This window comes from Bradyrhizobium sp. USDA 4503 (genome assembly GCF_054055815.1).
Map to the genome: position 1 here is coordinate 8,041,111 of NZ_JBSRXS010000001.1, position 16,850 is coordinate 8,057,960.

Genomic DNA, 16,850 nt, shown 5'->3' on the forward strand with positions numbered 1-16,850 from the left:
CGAGTGTCACCTGGAAAACGGCCCGTCAAAGAAGTGAACCCCTGTCTTGGCCGGCGGTCCATCCGGCCCGCTTATACCGGGCAGTTTGATGTAGCGCGTGTGCTCGAAGCTGCGTTGATCACGCGTCTTTTGCACGTCGCTCGGGACTTTATCAGGTCGCCGACCCTAAATCGGGACTGCGAATCGAGGCCAGCGCTCGTCATTGATCCTGTAGCTGAGCATGTCGCCCATCGGTTCGAACTTTGCTGGAGAATCCAGTCCGCTATGTAACATCAAACGTGCTGTTCCCAGCGCCGACCTTGATGGAAGGGACGGCACGACAACTCGCAGCCCTTTTCCTAAGCGAGTCGATATCGATCACTATGCAAATCTTACGCGACTTGCAGAACGCGCGGCATTTAACTTCATCTTTCTTGCGGACAGCCAAGGTGTCGTCGAACGTGATCAAGCAAACATCGCGCGCGGGCCGAAACGATACAGTTGAGCCAATCATGCTGCTGTTGGCTCTCTCAGGGAAAACACAAAGTATCGGCTTCGTTGAGATAGCGACAACGTCGTACCATCAGCCTGATCATCCCGCACGTATGATCGCGTCACTTGATCACCTATCGCACGGACGTGCGGCTTGAAACATCGTGACCGCGGAAATAAGTTCGAGAGGGCAAATTGTGGCGATCGGGAAATTCCAGATCATGACGTGCGATATGAGCGAGCGAGAGAGTTTGTTCCGGAGATGCTTAACCAGGCTGCAAAATACGCCACTGCGGCGCTTTAGCAGCGGAAGCCTAGGCCACGGTCGGTCTGCCAGCGCGGCATCTGCTCGAGCAGCAGCTCATCACAGCGCTCGGAGCATTTGGAGGCGGCACATGAGGCCCAGCTGATCAGCCGCTTCGCTACAGAAAGCTGGTGCACACCGCCGGAATGTGACAACGAGTGCGCTTGACCTCGCAGGAAGAAGCCTCGAGGTGTAATTACCTCCGTACGAAGCGTTCAAAGAGTGGTATTCAAGATGGGTATTGATGAGGGTGTAATGACTCCGGTCTGGGCGATCTAGTGGAGTGCAGCCGCTGGGCACCGGACGAGGCATCCAATCGCGGGCATCCTGATGCCGTGCCGTCTACGTGAAGGGAGAATCTCAATTGCAAGCCGTTGCTCTTGCTACGGAGTTTTCAAGTTGAGTGCACGGCTGCACTATTGCGGAAGCCGAGACTGACTGAGCCATTTTGCTTCAGATTATGCCCTTGTCACCGAACTTCCATTGTCGAGCGTGCAGCTGGCGGACCATCGACTGCTCGCCCTTTCAGTGGCGAACATGGCTCCACGTCGTATAGTTACGCCTTGTTCCGATGAGGCCATGCCGGCTTGCGTCCTTTGGATAGAGGCTTGGGCGGCATCGCACCCTGGGCGGGCTGCGCGAACAATTCGGACAAATGCACACACAGAGTTCCAGCGATCCGATCGAGAAGATCAATGGTCGGGTTCTCTTTCTGCTGCTCAATGCGGCCCATATAGGAGCGATCAATCCCGGCATCATAAGCCAACCGCTCTTGCGGAATGCCGCGTTCTACACGGATCCGGCGCACATTCCAGGCCACCAGCGCACGAGCGTTCATGCGTGAAGGCAGCCATTTTGAAGGATATTAAACCACTGGTTATAGCCAGAGTATTGCGATAGGCTTAGCCAGTTGATGCGGATGCGTGTGCTTCACGCGATAGCTTCCATGACAGCACACGTTAGAGGCAAGCTCTACGCGGGCCTTCGAAACTATCACGGCCGTGCACGGCGTCATCGTCAGCCAGGCTGGTGCCGGAGCAGGAATGATAAGCCAGAGGTTTAGCCCCGGCGCAGGGATTAAATAGGAAAGCCTCTCAGTTGGAACTCGAAAGTGAGAACGAATTTTCGCTACTTCGCTTCGTCCGGCCTTTCACCAACGCGCCTGGAGCGCCAAACCCTCATCTCTGTCGGCTCGCGTGAAAAGCAACTGCTAGCTGGAGGCAAATCTGCCGATCGGACCCGACGTGGAAATTGGCAACAACGAGATGGCAAGTGGGCACGATGGGCAGCAAGATCATTGTGAGCCGATCGCACTCTTGGAGCTGGCCAAAAGAGTTGGTCGCGACGATTCGAGCGGTACCAAAATGCTCCCGGATTGGTTATCATTGTTCGGATTTAGTAGATTTTTCAGTTTGGTAGGAGTTTCAGGCAGTGCCGGCCGATCCGAAGATCGCAGATTTGGCGCCCAGCGCGCACGAGCTCACGTCATATGACAAGGATCACGCGATTACCTACATGCGCCTTCTCGATGCCAATGCTGACAATGCAGATTGGCGCGAAGTCGCGCGTATTGTCCTTGGGCTCGACCCGACCCTTGAACCGGATCGTGCGCGACGCACGCTCGAAAGTCACTTGGCTCGGGCCAAGTGGCTAGCGGCCCACGGCTATCGTGATCTGCTGCGGGGCGGTTGGCCGAAGGACTGAGCGCGGCGGATGTCAGGATCGGAATTCGTTGCAATCGCAAAAGGTGATCGTTTCATCGAGTAAGTGTATCCGAGGCGGACTCGCGGCAGGAACGCAACCGGAAACGGCCACAATCATCGGCTGCACTTCGCCGCGGTGAAGATCATGCGGGAAAATGGTGCGATGCCGGGTACTGACTGGAGATCGGAGGAAGCATACCGCAGCCTCAAGAAGGCGGAAGCTGCCGACCTTGCCTGGGAGTGGCTGCGCCGAGACCACGACTACCAAAAGGACTATGGGCGTTTATCTCGTCGCGAACGATCCAGTGCAACAACGGACCAGTTCCGACGGAAGTGGGGGCTTTCGTTTTCCAGCTGATCCGCAAAAGACATTCGACAAGCAAGCAGTCTTCTGGGCACCAGAGGTGCTGTCGACGGTGTTGCCTGTGCGGGCCGCCAAATCCGGGGCTCAGCAAAGCTATCAGCTTGATTTCGCACGCATGCCGGACAGCGAGCTTCGTCGCGCGCCGGACGGATGGCACGTCATCGTGCCGCTCGGAGGTGCAAGGCATCGCCTCTGGCTCAGCAAGCTGCCCGCGAGCGGATCTGCTGTCGTTCTCGATCTGCCGCTCGACAGGACTTTCCAGCTTCGTTTGCAGGCCGCACGTCGATTTTGGCTTGCCCTTGAGCATCGGTCGCTCGGAACGCCTCCTCTTGCTTTACCGGCTTTGAGGCGGCATCGACTGATCCTCGCGCTGCGCGCACTCGATGGATGGCAGCAGGGAAATAGCTATCGAGAAATCGCGCAAGGTCTGTTCGGCAGTCATCGTATTGCCGCGCGGGGCTGGAAAACAGACGATCTGCGCAGCCGAACCATTCGACTTGTAAAGACCGGGCGGCGCCTTATGCGCCTTCGCTGCCGCACTTTGCTGTGTAAGGGCAGATGGACTGATGACACATCCTGAGTTCTCGGACCGATCAATAGCATGTGCTTCTGCTCCGTTCGACGGAGCTAATTCGTCGTCCGTTAAGAGCGACCAAGTGACTGATGTGGAATCGTAATCTGGCAGACCGGCTTTTTTGCGATTGCAGGGTTTTGATGCTTCGGGGATCGGAACCTTGCATTTTCATTTTCAGGATTCCGTCGAATCGCCAGTCATGATTCCGTGGTCGCATCGGAGGGGGCGATGCGGCCGAAGAAGCAGAAGGCGACGGGATCGGGCGATCTGTTCCGGGCCAGGCTGGACCAGATCATCAATATGAAGCACGAGCTGGTTCAGCTCGCCGGCAGGGTCGACTGGGACTGGATCGATGGGGAGATCGCGCCGCTCTACAGCGAGAACGGCCGGCCAGGCATCGCGACCCGCTTCGTGGTTGGGCTGCTGCTGCTCAAGCAGATTTACGGCCTGTCCGACGAGGGGGTGTGCGAGCGCTGGGTCCACGACCCGTATTTCCAGTACTTCACCGGCGAAGAGTTCTTCCAGCATTCATTTCCGCACGAGCGCTCGGATTTGAGCCACTGGCGCAAGCGGCTCGGCGACAAGCCGGAGCTGCTGCTGGCCGAGAGCTTGCGGGTGGCGCACGAAGCCGGCGCGTTACGCAGCCAGGACCTCAAGCGTGTCACGGTCGATACCACCGTGCAGCCGAAGGCGATCACCTTCCCGACCGATGCCAAGCTGCTGCACGCAGCGATCAAGGGGCTCAACCGCCTGGCGAGGAAGCACGGGGTCAAGCTGCGGCAGTCCTATCTGCGCGTCGCCAAGACCGCGGCAATGATGGCGGGACGCTACGCCCATGCCAAGCAATTCAGGCGGCATCAGCGGCAGTTGCGCATCCTGCGCAGCCGGCTGGGCCGGATCATCCGCGATATCGGCCGCAAGATCGAAGGTCGAGCTGTGCTCGAGAACGCCTTCGTCCTCCCGCTCAGCCGGGCTTCGCAGATCCGCTCGCAACAGCAGCGCCGGCGCGGCTGGAAGCTGTATTCCTTCCATGCTGCGGAGGTCGAGTGCATCGGCAAGGGCAAAGCAGCCGCGCCTTACGAGTTCGGTGTCAAAGCCTCCATCGTCACCATCAACCGCCGGACTCCCGGCGGCCTGTTCGTGCTGCATGCCAGTGCGTTACCCGATAACCCGTACGACGGTCACACCTTGCGCGACGTCATCGACCGCACCGAGACACTCACCGGCTGCGCGATCGAGTGGGCCTATGTCGACAAGGGATACCGCGGCCACGACGCACAAAATCCCCGCCGGATCTTCATCTCCGGCCAGAAGCGCGGCGTCTTCGGGGTCATCAAGCGCGAGCTGCGCCGCCGCTCCGCCATCGAACCCATCATCGGACATCTGAAGACCGATGGTTACCTCGGCCGCTGCTACCTCAAAGGCCGCGCCGGCGATGCCGCCAACGTCATCCTCTCGGCCGTCGGCCACAACCTCCGCCGCATCCTCGCCTGGCTGAGGGCTCTTTGGTGCCTGATCCTGACCACCCTCATCGCAGCCACGAGCAACCCCTCACCGCTGAAATCGCGTTCTTAACGGACGACTAATTCTGTCGCCGGAAGGGCACGATCGGCGATCGCATGAGGTCTTTGTGTCGATTACTTATGTCGACCCCATGACTCCGGCATCGATGCAACAAAGAGGCATCATCTTTATCGGAACGGGCCTGCTGCTATTTTGTTCGGATGCTTTTTTCGAGCCTTGAGCGCTCTCGGCGTGAATGCCGGGCGGTACTGACCGCTGCAGGCTGGTTGAGCGCCTAGCAGGCGTCAGGCAGCCTGCGCAAGCGCCGCCTTCTTGCATAGACGAGCGACCCAACGGCAGAAAGAACGAGCGATTTCAGGATTTTCGCTCCGATCCACTGCATAGGCGCGATACTGCATGCCGCTTGGAGCGCGCGAGCCGGGTATGATTTGCAAAGCGCCCCTGCGCACCAGATCACTCACGATGATTTCCGGTGCGACAAGAAGGCATTTCCCTGTCATGACCGCTGGCAGAGCAAGATAATTGTGATCGTATCGTGCGCCCGCTCGTATGTCGTTTGACGACAGGTTCATGGCCCTCAGCCAGGTCGGCAGGATGTCGGGCCTAGATGTGATGTTGAGTATCGGAGTTGAGCGAACGATTGACAGCTCTCTGCCCGCAACCAGGCTTGGCGGGCCTACGCATACCAGTTCCTCATTGTAGATCTCCCAGCTGTCGGCGGGTTCAATCACGGAAAGGTCGCGTGTAATCAGGATATCGAAATCGTCTGAGGATGTCGGCAGCGAGAACGAGCTGACGACGTCCACGATGACCCCGCCTGCTTCAGCAGAGAACGCCTGCAGATTTGGAATCAGAAGAGAAAAAGCAAAGGTCGATAGTGACGTGCGGACGACAATTCGATTGGTCCCTACGCCCGCACGCCGGCGCATTCTCTTCGCAGTGAAACCGACCGTCTCGAGCGGTTCTGACACTGCGTTTGCAAATAACCTTCCGAATTCAGTCAAATCGCTGCGCCGGCCCCGCCGCTCGATGAGATCCGCACCCAGATACTCCCGCAGTACCGACAAGTAGCGGCTGACCGAGCTCTGCGTCGTGCCCAAAGTGGTGGCGGCGCGCGTGACGCTGCCTTCGCGTGCGACGGTCACAAAAGCGCGTATCGCGTTTAAAGGAACGTCATCGTCTTGAACCGCCATCCTCCGCTCCGGCCTCAGTATGAACATCCATCACATTATTCGATGTTCATAGCCGGATTGCCGCGTATCAATAGTCCATTTTGCACAAAATCCCCATCCGGTCGCATGATGCTTGATCTACCATCCCAGCAGAGCGTCCTGGCTGTAAGAAAGTGCTAAGTCCGCTTGCGACGTTGGCGTTCGGGCTTGCGACCTTTCGGCAAGGTGGGCGGTGTTGGCGCCCCTTTGGAGGGCCGAACAAACAGCTCCGACACAGCAACACCCAGCGTCCCGGCAAGGCGGTCGAGAAGATCGATGGTCGGGTTAGCCTGTTGGCGCTCAAGGCCGCTCATATAGGAGCGATCGATCCCAGCATCGTAGGCGAGTTGCTCCTGCGGAATACCGCGCTCAACGCGGATCCGGCGCACATTGTAGGCCACAAGCGCACGAGCTCTCATGCGCCAAGGCAGCCATTTAGATGGCCATCAAACCACTGGCTATAACCGACCTAAAAGCATCATCAAACTGGAGGTTTCGATCGCATTATCAGATGCGTGTCACCGAACGGTTGTTCCCCGACGCTACTGGGGCGGGCCGCACGAGCGCTGGCATGGAGAGGGCAATGACATTCGGTAAGCATTTCGACGTCAAGAGCAGGACAGGGTGGAGCGTCTTAAGTTTCGCGGCGGGCTTAGTGGTGTGCAGCGCCGCCCAAGCGGCGGACCTGCCAGTCAAGGCCAAGGCGGTCGAGTACGTGAAGGCGTGTTCGCTCTATGGCGCCGGCTTCTACTACGTCCCGGGCACGGACACATGCGTCAAACTCGGCGGTTACCTGCGCACTGACTTGGTCGTTAACAGCAACAGTGATTTCGACCCGGCCATCAATGGGGTGGCGGGCGCCCGGACTCGGCTCGGCAATGCGTATACGTCGCGCTCTCGCGGTGATCTGAACATCGATACACGCACCGCGACCGAATACGGCACGCTCCGTACTTTCTTCGAGACCGGCCTCACCTGGACGGATGCGACCTACAGCGGCGCCGGAACAGGTGCGACCGTTTACGCCTCGATCGGCGGCGTTCAGGCGCCGAACAACGCCAACGCCGGCGCGATCGCCGGCGGTACGGTGGGTGTCTACTCCGCATTCATCCAGTTTGCAGGCTTCACCATCGGAAAAGCGATCTCGCAGTTCTCGGTGCCCTGCACCAACTATCCCGCCAACAACTTCGATGATTTGCCTGGCGGCACGGGCTGGGTCACCGGCGTGAACCAATTCACTTACACAGCCGACTTCGGCCAAGGCATCACGGCATCCTTCTCGGCCCAGGATCAAGTGGCCCATGCAACCACCAACGTCTGGAACGTAAGCGCCGCGACAGCCGCCGGCCTTGCGACAGGCGCATACGGCGGCAATGACCTCGGCGGAACGGTCACTCCGGACTTTATCGCGATGCTGCGCGTTGATCAGGCCTGGGGTTTGTTTCAGGCGTCTGTTGCCGCGCATGACAACCATGCTGCCTACCATGGCGGTGATGAAACAACCTTTCATCCGCGCGACAGATGGGGTTGGGCCGCTCAGCTCGCTTTGTCGATCAAGAACATTCCGACAGGACCGGGTGACACAATCAACATGTCTGGCGCCTACACCAAGGGCGCGAGCCGCTACGACTTCAATGAGAACATGTCGACCAGCTATGCCATGTACGGCGGAACGGGTCTACCGGGCGTCTATCAGAGCCTCGGCCTTGCCGGTCTATCCGACTCCGTGTTCATCAATGGCAGCGCACAGGAGTTGACAACGACCTACGGCTTCCGCGCCGGTTATACCCATAATTGGAATCAATACTGGAATACGGGCATCTATGGTGGATGGGCAGCCGTTCGCTATAGCAGCGTGGCAAAAGGCTACATCTGCGGCGCCTTCATCGCCGATCTCGCCCTTTCGAGTGGCCTTGCCGGCTGCAACCCAGACTTCAATTTTGGTGCCGTCGGCCTCATTACGCGTTGGACCCCAGTCAAGAATCTGACCTTCTCGGCCGACTTGGCCTACACGATGCTCGATCAGAAGTATAACAGCGGAAGTACTGTGACACTGCCGGCGCAGGCGAGCACCGCCAAGCCGACGGCCATTTATGAGCTGAAGGATCAGAGTACCGTGACCCTGCTGCTGCGGGCTCAGCGCAACTGGTAGGTGAGGTCAACAAGGGGAGGGAAGGCATGTCTGGAGAAGCTCGTCAACTCCCGACGCGTCTGTCTCAGAGGCGGCTGGCCTCGGCTCAAAATCTTCAAGAAAGGAACTCCGGTATTGCCCATCGGAGTTCTTTTTCGTGAGTTGCCAATTTTTGCGTGCGTTAAGCAAATCCGATCAAAGGTCACGCTTCGACGTTGCAGATCATCGAGCGCGCCGGCGCGGTTGATTCAAATCCGGACTGGCTCAGGCTTAAAATCTCAGCTGTTGCTGCGCTCACGTGTAGCTCAGGCAAGCTACGCCACGATCAGCGGCGCATCTGCGCTTAGTCGGCTCGCCCATTTGCTCGAACGGCTTCCAGCCATAACCAAAGATCGTCGATGAGACCGAGCCTGTTGCATTCCGCTTCAACGTGACGAGATGCAATTTCGGTGAAGGTGCCGGCTCCGTAGGCTCGCTTGAACGCCTCGATTTTTTCCAGATTGAACGTGATTGACCATCGGCCCGATTCGTTGCCGATATGGACGCCTAAATCACTCTCTGACGCTGCAAGAGGGCGGCCCGATCCCATTTGCTGTTTTCCATTGTCACTTTAGGAAGCGTTTTTCGGCATCCTTGACCTGATCCATACCCTGAAGGCGGAAGATCTCTTCAACATTGACGATGTCTTTGTGTACGTTCTGCACGCCGCCATCGGCAATGATACGTCGGAAAATGTTCTGCATGGCGGTCGTCGCAGCCCTTATGCCATAGTTGCCATAGATCGTCATTTTGATATTGCCGAGTGCCTTGATGCGTGACGCATCAAGCTCCGGATAGGCGTTTGGCACGATCGCAAGCGGTGCGGACCCGCTCCACGCATGAGAGAAGCTTTCGATTTCGTAAGGGCTCGTTTTCTTCGAGTGGATAAGGATCATGTCAGCGCCGGCTTCCGCATAGGCCATGGCGCGCTTTAAGGCCTCTTCCTGGCCCAATCCCGCGATCAGCGCCTCGGTGCGAGCGATCACGAGAAAATCAGGGTCTTGCCTGGTCGCGACCGCGGCGCTGATCTTGCCTTGGAACTCGGCAATGCGCACAAGCTCCTGCCGGCCATCAGCAGCAAGGCTCGTCATTTTGGGAAACGTCTTGTCTTCGATCACGACAGCGCTGGCGCCGGCACGCTCATATTCGCTGACGGCATGGATGACGTTGATGGCGTTGCCAAACCCCGTGTCGATGTCGGCGACGATTGGGAGCGTCGTGCGCGCGCCGATCGACCTTAGCATGTCGAGGTGCTGCGTCATCGAGATCAGGCTCATGTCCGGCAGGCCGTAGAGCGCTGATAGCTCAAAGCCCGACGCCCAAAGGCCGTCAAATCCAGCTTCCTGCGCCAAGATTGCCGATAAGGGGCTGTGCGTGGCCATGACGTGGGCAAGGCCAGTCTCGGCCATACAAGCTGCGCAGACGTGTGGCTCTGGACATCAGTGGATCACCAGGAGAGAGCCGTATAAAGGCGAGAATCCGACAAGGCGTCGGCCTTCGAAAGGCGAGGTCGGGACGTCGGCCGACTTCATCATCTCGATCGGTGAGCACGGCGAGCGGCTGCAATAGACAGTGGCGAGCGGAGAGATGATGAAAAATCCCTATGCGTTGGATCAGCCTTCAGCTCGTTGTGCGGCTTGCATCACTTCATCCAAGCAAAGCAAGGGCTGGAAGCGACCACCCTCAGGACAAGAAATTCAGCCGGAGCATAAGCTTGATCAGTCTAGTTGCCATCAAGCGGACCTACCAATCGGCTCATCGCGCTTTTAGATGGTAACATCGAATTGGTCGATATATTGAAGGGATAGGCTATTGGATAGCGACACAGCCTGCGGCGCAATTATTGCGCGGCCGACTGAGGAGCTGAGCCACGAGACTGGCGCTTGCGGCCACACTGATTGCGGGCACCTTCCCCTCGGTCTCGCTGCCTCGATGCTCCCATCGGGCTCGAAGAGGATCTCTGCACCGACTTGGCAGGAATAGATGGTGACAGCTGCCCATTGGGTCGCTGCGGCTCCCGCCGATAGCTCTGCCCGTCCCGGCTAGTCCCGTTGCTTCGTCGCGGCGATGTGAGACCTGGTCCTATGTTCCCCGGTGACGAATTATCCGGAAAGCAGGTTACGGCATCGGATCTTTGCATTCTTGCATCTCATTATTCGATGAATGTCATGCCTGCGTAGCAGTTCGGGCCTTGGAGTGCTCTCACGTCGACTGCGCTGGTCAGGCCACTGGCGCCTGTGGACGCGTTGCGCGAGACATCTCCTGGTCGTGAGGAGCGGCAGTGACATTCGGTTTGATCGGCACAAAGGGTAGGGACGGGGCGTGAGCGAACTGGTGATGATCGAGCAGCTCTCGGTCAGCTTTGGAAAGGCAAAGGCCGTACGGACCATCGATCTTCAGATCGGCAGGGGCGAAACGGTCGGGGTCATCGGAGAAAGTGGATCGGGAAAATCCGTGACCTGGCTCGGTGCGCTTGGACTGTTGCCGTCAAGTGCAGCGATCATCGGCCGCGTCCTGTTCGATGGTGAGGACCTCCTTAAGGCATCGGCGAACAGGCTTTCGAAGATCCGCGGCAAGCGGATTGCGATGATCGTCCAGGATGCGCAAAGCGCGCTCAATCCGGTTCTGACCGTTGGCCGCCAGGTCATTGAGGTATTGCAGCTGCATCGGGGCATGTCAGACGGTGCCGCGCGGGCCGAAGCCAGGCGGCTGTTCGACCTCGTACGCATTCCCGACGCCGAGCGACGGCTCAAATCCTATCCCCACGAACTGTCAGGCGGGCAGAACCAGCGTGTCATGATCGCGATAGCTCTGGCCGGCGGGCCTGATCTCTTGATCGCTGACGAGCCGACCACTGCGCTCGATGTGACCGTCCAGGCGCAGATTTTGGATCTATTGCGGGATGTCCAGCGTGAAACCGACATGGCTCTCGTCTTGATTTCGCACGATCTGGGCGTGATCGCCGAGATCTGTCACCGCGCCTATGTGATGTATGCCGGCCGGATCGTCGAGGCCGGGCCCATTGATCATTTATTTGCTGCGCCACGCCACCCCTACACGCGCAGCCTGCTCGAGGCACTTGCGAGCCTTGACGGTCCCTTGCAGCGAATGAACCTGATTTCGGAAAGCGCGGCCGATGCAGGCTTGCGTCAAGGGGGATGCGCCTTCGCCCCGCGATGCGCAGATCGCGCCGCTGCCTGCGACCGCGTGGAACCTGAGCTGAGAGCGGACCGCGATGGCAGGCACGTCGCTTGCGTGCGGGCAGAGAACGCCTGGCCCTTGGAGGGCGTTGCGTGAAGGGTCCACTTCTGCTGGCCGAGGGCCTTGCAAAGGCCTACCCCTCGCGAGGAAGTCTGTTCGGCCCGCGTTCGCAGGTCCTTGCCGTCAATGGGGTGTCGATTTCGCTTCACAAGGGCGAAACGCTCGGTCTTGTCGGCGAATCCGGCTGCGGGAAGTCGACCTTCGGACGCCTATTGCTTGGGCTCGAACAGCCAGATGCCGGCTTGGTCACATTCGAAGATGAGATCATGCCGCCCAGCAGAGCTGCGGCTTGGCGACGGCTGCGGGCAAGGATGCAGCTCGTCTACCAGGATCCTCTAGCTGCGCTCGATGCGCGGTTGAGCGTTGCCGAACAGATTGCCGAGCCGCTGGCTATTCATGGGATCGGCGGTCCTGCCGATCGGAAGGGACGGGCCGCAACTCTCCTGAGGCTTGTCGGGCTATCGGCGGAACATGGCGCCCGCCTGCCGCATGAACTTTCGGGCGGCCAAAGGCAGCGTGTTGTCCTGGCACGTGCTCTTGCGACGTCGCCGGATCTTTTGGTGTGCGACGAGCCGATTTCGGCGCTCGACGTGTCGATCCAGGCCCAGATCATCAACCTGTTTATCGATATCCAGCAACAGTCTGGCGTTGCGATGGTCTTCATCAGCCATGACCTGCGCGCCGTCCGGCAGATCAGCAAGCGCATCGCGGTGATGTATCTCGGCCGCATCGTCGAGGAGGGAATAACAGAGGACGTCCTACGCGCGCCGCTTCATCCCTATACCCGCGCCTTGGTCTCGGCCGTGCCGGACGTGCGCAAGCCAAGGACACGGCGGAGCATTGTGGCCGGTGATCCGCCGAACCCCACTGACCGTCCAGGGGGATGCGATTTTCACCCGCGCTGCCCTATTGCCGTATCCGCCTGCAGCAATTCGCGCCCCTTGCTCGTTGCAAGCGAACCTTACGCCCGCAAGGTCGCCTGCCACGTGGTTGCAGCAGCAAACGCCGGCCAGCCCGTGAGGGCGCACTGATGGCTTGGTTCGCTCTGACGCGGTTCGCGCGCGCGATGATCACGATATTCTTTGTGGTCGGTTTTGCGTTCATTGTGCTGCGCCTGTCGGGTGATCCCGCGCTTGAGATTCTCTCCAATGATGCCTCGCCGCTTGCCCGCGAAGCGTTTCGCAAGGCGTGGGGACTTGATCAGCCAATCTGGATGCAATTTCTCGCCTATCTGACACAGCTCGCGACCGGCAATCTGGGCAATTCGATGCGTGAGGGCCGGGACGCGCTCACAGTCGTAGCCGGGCGCATCCCCATGACGCTTGTGCTCTCGGTCCCAGCGCTCCTGATCAATGTGCTGATCGGTATCCCCGCGGGGGTCTCAGCTGCGCTCCACCGCAACAGCCTTCTCGATCGGACCGTGATGCTTGCAACGGTAGCTGGCTTCACCATTCCCTCCTTCGTCCTTGGTTTGTTGCTCGTGCTGGTGTTCTCCGTAGAGCTTGGCTGGTTGCCATCCGGCGGTGCAGCCAGCTGGCCGTGCGCCATCCTTCCAGTGATTACCTTGGGGGCTGGTGGTGCTGCCGTTCTGGCGCGGTACACCCGTAGCGCCATGCTGGACGTGCTGGGGCAGCCCTATATCCGAACCGCAACTGCCAAAGGCATGCCCTGGCGCTTGGTCGTCTACCGCCACGCCTTACCCAATGCCGCGATCCCAACCGTTACGATCATCGGTTTCATGATGGGCCAGCTGATCGCCGGCGCGGTGTTAGTGGAGAGTGTTTTTTCGTGGCCGGGTGTCGGCAGACTGCTGGTGTCCTCTGTTGTGAGCCGGGATCTGCCGGTCGTGCAATGCGTGCTGTTCCTGATCGCGCTGACCATGGTCATGTCCAATCTTGTCGTTGACCTTCTCTATGGCCTGCTCGACCCACGGATCCGACGGGGAGGGCACGCATGATGCTGCAGCGGGCCAGGTCCGAACCGCTATCCTTCAAGCTGAGCTTTGCGCCATCACGAACGCCCCTGCTTGTCCAACTCGCGCTCGCCTATCTTGCGGCTCTTGTGGTTGCGGCCGCTCTCGCGCAGTTCATCATCCCCTATGACGCGGCGGCGATCGATCTGAAAGCCCGGTTGTCGCCACCGATCGGATGGGGCGGCTCGCTCGCGCATCCGCTCGGCACCGACGAGCTTGGCCGGGACATGTTGTCGCGCTTGCTTTTGTCCATCCAGATGAGCGTTGTCATCGGCCTTGGTGCGACGGGCCTTGGAGCGGTGCTTGGAACGGCGCTCGGCTTTGTTGCCGCGCACTTTCGTGGTTGGGTCGAGCAAGCCATTCTGGCCTTGGTCGATTTCCAGGCCTCCATGCCATTTCTGATCCTGGCACTTGCGGTGCTTGCCTTCGTCGGAAACTCGCTTTTCGTCTTTGTCGGCCTGCTCGCGCTGCATGGTTGGGAGCGCTATGCGCGGATCGCCAGAGGTCTTGCGATCCGCGCCAACGCTCAAGGATATGCTAGCGCCGTCCGCCAGCTCGGCGCCCATCCTCTTCGCGTCTATCTGCGCCATATTCTTCCAAACGTAGCCGCGACACTGATCGTGTCGATGACCATCTCGTTTCCAGAAATCATCCTCCTTGAAAGCGGCTTGAGCTTTCTTGGCCTCGGGGTGCAGCCACCGTCGACATCGCTCGGTGCCATGGTGGGCTATGGCCGCGACTATCTCGCCCGCGCGCCCTGGATTTTGATGCTGCCATCACTCGTCATTTCGCTGGTGGCACTGTCCGTGTCGTTGCTCGGCGACTGGCTGCGCGATCGCCTCGATCGGACGCTGCGGTGAACTTTGCTTCGTTCCATGATCAAAAAAGGACCGGCCGATGCCCAGCCTGAGTAGAAGATCATTGCTGAAAGCTGCAGCAATTGGCGCGGTAATGCCTCCGCCGGCTTTCGGACAATCAGAGCGGCCCAGCATTGTCGTCGCTGTGCCGACGCAACCGGACTATGCGGACCCCGTGATGCTCAATAACACGCCCGCATTGCGGATGCTTTCTAATGCTTTCGACGGTCTATTACGCATCGACTTCAGCGACAACATGGCTATCAAGCCAGCCCTTGCCGAGACCTGGCGGCGGATTGATGCGACAAGTATCGAGTTCACGCTCCGCCCGGGCGTCAAGTTTCACGATGGCTCGACCGTAACTGCCGATGACGTGGTGTTTTCGCTCGGCAAAGAGCGAAAGCTCGGTCCGACCGGGACCGGCAATACGGTTGCCGCCCAATACCAGCAGACCATTGCTGCGGTTGAGGCCAGGGGGCCAAGCACGGTCCTCGTCACGACAAAGAGCCCCGATCCCGTGATCGAAAAGAAGCTCGCGGCCTGGAGTGCGCAAATCGTCAGCGAAGCCGCCTTTCGCAGAGCCGGAAGTTGGGAAAAGTGGTTCAACGCGCCGATTGGGGCGGGCGCATATCGTGTGATCTCCAACCAGAAGGACGTTAGTCTGGTCCTCAAGTCGCACGATGACTATTGGGGCGGCCTGCCGCCATTTGCGAAGATCGAGTTTCGCATCGTTCCCGAGGTTGCCTCGCGCGTCAATGGGCTTTTGGCAGGCGACTATGATCTGATATCGGACCTGCTCCCGGATCAGTTCGAGTCGATCGATGCCTCCCGCTTCGATATTCTCGGCGGCGCGATCGCCAATCTGCGGGTGCTGGCGATCGACACAACCGCTCCGTGGTTATCGGACCGGCGTATTCGTCAGGCGGCGAGCCTTGCGATCGACCGCGATCTCATCATCGCCCAGCTCTGGCGGGGACGCATCGATGTCCCCAATGGGGCACAATACCCAATGTTCGGGGACGTCTACGATCCCTCGTTCCCAACGCCCGCCTATGATCCCAACAAGGCGCGCGCACTAGTGCGGCAGGCCGGCTACAATGGCGATCCGATCGTCCATCGTCTGCTCAAAAACTGGTATCCAAACCAGGTGCTGACGGCCCAGATTTTGGTGCAGATGTGGAAGGCGGTCGGCCTCAACGTCCTGCTCCACCCGATGGAGAACTTCAGCCAGGTCTACGCGAAGCCATTGAACGCGATCTGGGATGAATCGTTCTTGCCATCCTGGCCCGATCCGACATCCATGGTCTGGCGTCAGCACGCTCCTGGCGGCAGCCAGCACGCCCTCAAGATATGGGATTCGCCGCAATACCAGACGCTGGGTGCCGCATTCGCGCAGTCGAGCGACCGCGAACAACGTAAGGAGCTCGCTCGACATGCCCTGGAGATCTTTGCCGAGGAGGTCCCCTTCATCATCCTACACAACAATGGCGCCTTTTACGCCAAGCGTCGCAGGCTTGCCTGGGCGCCTTATTCGGCCCTGGTGATGGACTTCGGGCCGTTCAACCCAGCAAGCAGGGCGACCCAATGAAGATCATCCAGCTGACCGATCCTCATCTGGTCCCAAAGGGAACGCTGCTGCGTGGGATTGATCCGCAGGCACGCCTGCGTGCCTGTCTTGCCGAGATCGAAGCCGACCATTCTGATGCCGCGGCGCTGGTCATCAGCGGCGACGTCACCGATCTGGCGGATCAAGCCTCCTACGAACTGTTTCGCGATGTCGTGGCTGAGTTTTCCTTGCCGCCGCTGCATATCACCGTCGGCAACCATGACCGTCGCAGTGTTTTCGGAGCAGTCTTTCCGGAGCATGTGGCGTCTGACGGTTACGCCCATAGCCGATTCGATCTGGGAGATCACGTCGGGCTGCTGCTTGATACCAGGACCATCGGAACGCATGGCGGTGCCTTTGATCGTGTGCGCCTTGAATGGCTGAGGGAACAGCTCTCGAGCGGCAATCGTCCTGTCTTGATGTTCATGCACCACGCACCAGTCAAAGTGGGGCTGAAGCGGCTGGATCAGATCGCGCTACGGGGCGAAGAGGAGTTTTGGGACGTCATCGCCCCGTTCAGGTCGCGGATCCGTCACCTGTTCTTCGGCCATATGCACCGAAATGTTGCCGGCTCCTGGCGAGGCATTCCATTTACCGTCGCGGCCGGTCTGACCCATCAAGTGATGCTGGATTTTCAGACCGAGATCGTCCGGCATATCGAAGTTGAGCCATACTTCAGCATCATCCTCGTCAATGATCGCGACATTGTAGTGCACCCCCATGCGATCCGCGATGCCAGAATCATCGATATCATTCCCGACACGACCGCTCCGGCATATACACCGTGATCATCGCGCTTCAAGGCGGACGTTGCAGCGGATTGTCGCTCATTT

The 16,850-nt window shown here is 59.3% G+C and carries 16 protein-coding genes; 11 read left to right on the forward strand and 5 right to left on the reverse strand.

Annotation, left to right across the window (positions count from 1 at the left end):
- Nucleotides 1-1,331: 1,331 nt before the first annotated feature.
- A complete protein-coding gene (locus ACVMIH_RS38120) occupies nt 1,332-1,613 on the reverse strand; it encodes a helix-turn-helix domain-containing protein (protein ID WP_456865594.1) in 282 nt (93 codons plus the stop codon).
- Nucleotides 1,614-2,206: 593 nt separating this feature from the next.
- Between ACVMIH_RS38120 and ACVMIH_RS38125 the strand changes: the two genes are divergently transcribed.
- From ACVMIH_RS38125 to ACVMIH_RS38140, 4 genes are all read left to right on the forward strand, one after another.
- A complete protein-coding gene (locus tag ACVMIH_RS38125) occupies nt 2,207-2,479 on the forward strand; it encodes a DNA -binding domain-containing protein (protein ID WP_456865596.1) in 273 nt (90 codons plus the stop codon).
- 162 nt (nt 2,480-2,641) lie between these two features.
- Nucleotides 2,642-2,836 (forward strand): transcriptional regulator domain-containing protein, encoded by a 195-nt coding sequence (locus tag ACVMIH_RS38130; RefSeq protein WP_456865599.1) that lies wholly within the window; start codon nt 2,642-2,644, stop codon nt 2,834-2,836.
- The gene (locus tag ACVMIH_RS38135; RefSeq protein ID WP_456865602.1) at nt 2,754-3,422 is read left to right on the forward strand and encodes a DUF2285 domain-containing protein; all 669 of its coding nucleotides are present in this window, start codon (nt 2,754-2,756) and stop codon (nt 3,420-3,422) included. Before ACVMIH_RS38130 ends, ACVMIH_RS38135 begins: the two co-directional genes overlap by 83 nt.
- A gap of 222 nt (nt 3,423-3,644) precedes the next feature.
- Nucleotides 3,645-4,991 (forward strand): IS5 family transposase, encoded by a 1,347-nt coding sequence (locus ACVMIH_RS38140; RefSeq protein ID WP_456865603.1) that lies wholly within the window; start codon nt 3,645-3,647, stop codon nt 4,989-4,991.
- Between the two features lie 233 nt (nt 4,992-5,224).
- Here ACVMIH_RS38140 and ACVMIH_RS38145 read toward each other — a convergent pair whose 3' ends face one another.
- Nucleotides 5,225-6,133: a LysR family transcriptional regulator gene (locus ACVMIH_RS38145; protein WP_456865606.1), complete on the reverse strand. Its 909-nt coding sequence runs from the start codon at nt 6,131-6,133 to the stop codon at nt 5,225-5,227.
- A gap of 155 nt (nt 6,134-6,288) precedes the next feature.
- Complete coding sequence (locus ACVMIH_RS38150; RefSeq protein WP_456865608.1) at nt 6,289-6,570, reverse strand: helix-turn-helix domain-containing protein; 282 nt, start codon at nt 6,568-6,570, stop codon at nt 6,289-6,291.
- Between the two features lie 164 nt (nt 6,571-6,734).
- Here ACVMIH_RS38150 and ACVMIH_RS38155 point away from each other — a divergent pair, with 164 nt between their 5' ends.
- The gene (locus ACVMIH_RS38155; RefSeq protein WP_456865611.1) at nt 6,735-8,303 is read left to right on the forward strand and encodes a porin; all 1,569 of its coding nucleotides are present in this window, start codon (nt 6,735-6,737) and stop codon (nt 8,301-8,303) included.
- 322 nt (nt 8,304-8,625) lie between these two features.
- Here ACVMIH_RS38155 and ACVMIH_RS38160 read toward each other — a convergent pair whose 3' ends face one another.
- Nucleotides 8,626-8,871 carry a hypothetical protein gene (locus ACVMIH_RS38160; RefSeq protein ID WP_456865614.1) on the reverse strand — a complete coding sequence of 82 codons (246 nt, stop codon included), beginning with the start codon at nt 8,869-8,871 and terminating at the stop codon, nt 8,626-8,628.
- Nucleotides 8,872-8,887: 16 nt separating this feature from the next.
- A complete protein-coding gene (locus ACVMIH_RS38165) occupies nt 8,888-9,730 on the reverse strand; it encodes an isocitrate lyase/phosphoenolpyruvate mutase family protein (RefSeq protein WP_456865616.1) in 843 nt (280 codons plus the stop codon).
- A gap of 913 nt (nt 9,731-10,643) precedes the next feature.
- On the opposite strand from ACVMIH_RS38165, the gene ACVMIH_RS38170 reads away from it, so the two are divergent.
- Genes ACVMIH_RS38170 through ACVMIH_RS38195 form a run of 6 tightly spaced genes read left to right on the forward strand, consistent with a single transcriptional unit; the run spans nt 10,644 to nt 16,805 of the window.
- The gene (locus tag ACVMIH_RS38170) at nt 10,644-11,618 is read left to right on the forward strand and encodes an ABC transporter ATP-binding protein (RefSeq protein ID WP_456865619.1); all 975 of its coding nucleotides are present in this window, start codon (nt 10,644-10,646) and stop codon (nt 11,616-11,618) included.
- Complete coding sequence (locus ACVMIH_RS38175) at nt 11,615-12,613, forward strand: ABC transporter ATP-binding protein (protein WP_456865621.1); 999 nt, start codon at nt 11,615-11,617, stop codon at nt 12,611-12,613. The genes ACVMIH_RS38170 and ACVMIH_RS38175 overlap by 4 nt, the downstream gene beginning before the upstream one ends.
- Nucleotides 12,613-13,539 (forward strand): ABC transporter permease, encoded by a 927-nt coding sequence (locus ACVMIH_RS38180; RefSeq protein ID WP_456865624.1) that lies wholly within the window; start codon nt 12,613-12,615, stop codon nt 13,537-13,539. Before ACVMIH_RS38175 ends, ACVMIH_RS38180 begins: the two co-directional genes overlap by 1 nt.
- Complete coding sequence (locus ACVMIH_RS38185) at nt 13,536-14,414, forward strand: ABC transporter permease (RefSeq protein ID WP_456865627.1); 879 nt, start codon at nt 13,536-13,538, stop codon at nt 14,412-14,414. The genes ACVMIH_RS38180 and ACVMIH_RS38185 overlap by 4 nt, the downstream gene beginning before the upstream one ends.
- 37 nt (nt 14,415-14,451) lie before the next feature.
- Nucleotides 14,452-15,999, forward strand: a complete 1,548-nt coding sequence (locus ACVMIH_RS38190) for an ABC transporter substrate-binding protein (protein WP_456865630.1) — start codon at nt 14,452-14,454, stop codon at nt 15,997-15,999.
- The gene (locus tag ACVMIH_RS38195) at nt 15,996-16,805 is read left to right on the forward strand and encodes a phosphodiesterase (protein ID WP_456865633.1); all 810 of its coding nucleotides are present in this window, start codon (nt 15,996-15,998) and stop codon (nt 16,803-16,805) included. The genes ACVMIH_RS38190 and ACVMIH_RS38195 overlap by 4 nt, the downstream gene beginning before the upstream one ends.
- Nucleotides 16,806-16,850: the final 45 nt, after the last annotated feature.